Annotated in this window: 2 protein-coding genes; both read right to left on the reverse strand. The window is 64.4% G+C overall.

The annotated features are described in order from the left end of the window. Positions 1-67: 67 nt before the first annotated feature. Positions 68-934 carry an IS21-like element ISBcen28 family helper ATPase IstB gene (gene istB / locus AC0KUR_RS37760; protein WP_012732871.1) on the reverse strand — a complete coding sequence of 289 codons (867 nt, stop codon included), beginning with the start codon at positions 932-934 and terminating at the stop codon, positions 68-70. Further along, entirely contained in the window at positions 931-2,187 is a 1,257-nt protein-coding gene (gene istA, locus AC0KUR_RS37765) for an IS21 family transposase (protein ID WP_338340935.1), read from the reverse strand. The genes istB and istA overlap by 4 nt, the downstream gene beginning before the upstream one ends. Positions 2,188-2,290 lie beyond the last annotated feature (103 nt).

Below are 2,290 nucleotides of genomic sequence, written 5' to 3' on the forward strand. Positions count from 1 at the left end.
TGTCAACCTCGGACGTAATTTCCCCAGAAGTGTCGAAGTAAAATTCCCCACCCTGTTCGGACGGTGATCAGCCGGCGACGTGATCGAATGGGTTCCTTCGGGGGCGGCCCGGGCGCCGGCGAGCCGGTTCAGCGGGCACGGGGTTCAGGGAAGACGGACGGTTGCGCAGATGGTCCGGCAGCAGATCGGCGTGTTCTCGCAGGCGGTACGATGTGCCTTCGATCTGCACGACGATCGCGTGGTGCAGCAGCCGGTCGAGCAACGCCGCGGCCACCACGCTGTCGCCGAACACGTCGCCCCATTCACCGAAGCTGCGATTGGACGTCAGGATGATCGCGCAGCGCTCGTAGCAGGCGTTGACGAGCTGGAAGAACAGGTTGCCGCCGTTGGAGCCGATGGGCAGGTAGCCGATCTCGTCGACGATGAGCAGGCTGTTACGGGCAAGGAAGCGCACGCGCTGCGCCAGGTTGCCTTCCCGTTCGGCCTTGGCCATCGAGTTCACGATCTCGGCCAGCGAGCCGAAGTAGACGCTCTTGCCCGCGCGCACGGCTTCCACGCCCAGCGCAATGGACAGGTGCGACTTGCCCGTGCCGGGCGGCCCCAGGAAGTGAACGGTCTGCCGTCGTTCGATGAACTCGAGTTGCGCAAGCGTCATGATGCGATCGCGATCCAGGCTCGGCTGGAAGCTGAAGTCGTAGCCGGCCAGCGTCTTGATCGTGCCGAGCCGCGCGGTCTGCAGCGCCATCCGGATGCGGCGTGTTTCGCGTGTCGTGAACTCCTCGCCCAGCAACGTTTCCAGCACTTCGAGCATCGAACTGTCGCCTTGCTCGAAGCGGTTCAGGGTGGCATCCAGCGTTTCGAGCGCGCGCGGCATGCGCAGGCCGACGAGATAGCGCCGGATGCGCTCCAGTGTCGAGGCAGGCATGCTGTTCATGCGGTCCTCCCGGCTTCTGCGAGACGTCTTGCGACCTGGTCATAGAACGACAAGGGCCGGCGAGCCACGCTCGCCGTCACCGATGGCACGGGGTGCCGTGCCGGCTGCTTACGCTGGTTTGCACGCCGATGACCGGGCAACAGCGAGGTTCGTCGCCGGCCTTCCAACACGGGATGCACCGCCAGCAGTTCACCGTCCTCGTAGATACGGATCTCGTGAGCCAGACTGTGGACGTCGAGCACGCGCTTGCGCGTACGATCGGGCACGCTGTAGTAGTTGCCACCGACCGAGACGAGACCTTCGTGGCTCACGCGCCGCTCAAGCCGGATCACGCCGTTGAAGGTGCCGGCCGGCAACGCCTGCAGCGTAGGACGCTCCTCACTGAAGTGCTGAGCGACGACGCGGTGCGTGGTGCCGTGCACGCGGACATTGGCAACCGTGTCGAGCCACTCGCGCAGTTGGCGGTTCAGGTCGGCGAGGTTCTGGAAGCGGCGCGCCAGGAAGAAGTCCTGCCGGATATAGCGATACGGCCGCTCGACCTTGCCCTTGGTCTTGGCGCGATACGCCTTGCAGGCGCGCGGCGCGAAGCCGTAGTGCTGCGCAAACGCGACCAGCTTCGCGTTGTAGACGATGTGCTTCTCGACTTCGCCCAGCACGGCCGCCTTCATCCGGTCGTACAGAATCTCGCGCGGAGCGCCGCCGAGGTGCTCGAACGCTTCCATGTGGCAGCGCAGGACGGTCTGCAGGTCCTGATGCTCGACGAAACGTCCCCAGAGATAGCGGCTGTGCCCAAGCACGATCGAGAACAGCCAGATCGAACGCCGCTGGCCGGGCGCGTCATCGAGCTCGACATTGAAGTGCGCGAAATCCACTTGAGCCTGATGACCGGCGGGCGTCTCAAAGCGCACCTCGAAGCCGCGTTGGCGCGGCGGCCGGACTTCCCGAACCAGGTCGCCCAGCGCCGTGCGGCCGCCGGTATACCCCATGGCCCGGATCTCGCGCAGCAGACGTTCGACGCTCAGGTCGGGAAACTCGCGTACACGTTCGGTGACGTAGTGGACGAACGGATCGACCACGCACGGTCGCGGCGCGCGCGGACCGTAACGCGGCGCCTGAACGCCATTCCTGATGTATTTACGAACGGTCTTGCGATCCATACTCAGTCGAGCAGCGATGGCCGAAATACTCAGCCCTTGCCGATGCAATTCCAGAATCGTCATCACTTCCTCCAGCTCGACCACCGACACCCCCACGACGGATCTCAAGGGCAATATGGTCAGCGATCGACAGGACGGCGCCGCTACTGCGGCGCCGTCGTATAAAAAACTGGGGAAAATTACTTCGACGAAAGTGGGG

The organism is Burkholderia sp. YHN3-13 (genome assembly GCF_055810675.1).

Bases quoted from the DNA above. Each gene is read 5' to 3' on its own strand.
- istB (WP_012732871.1), bottom strand. From the start codon at position 934: ATGAACAGCATGCCTGCCTCGACACTGGAGCGCATCCGGCGCTATCTC.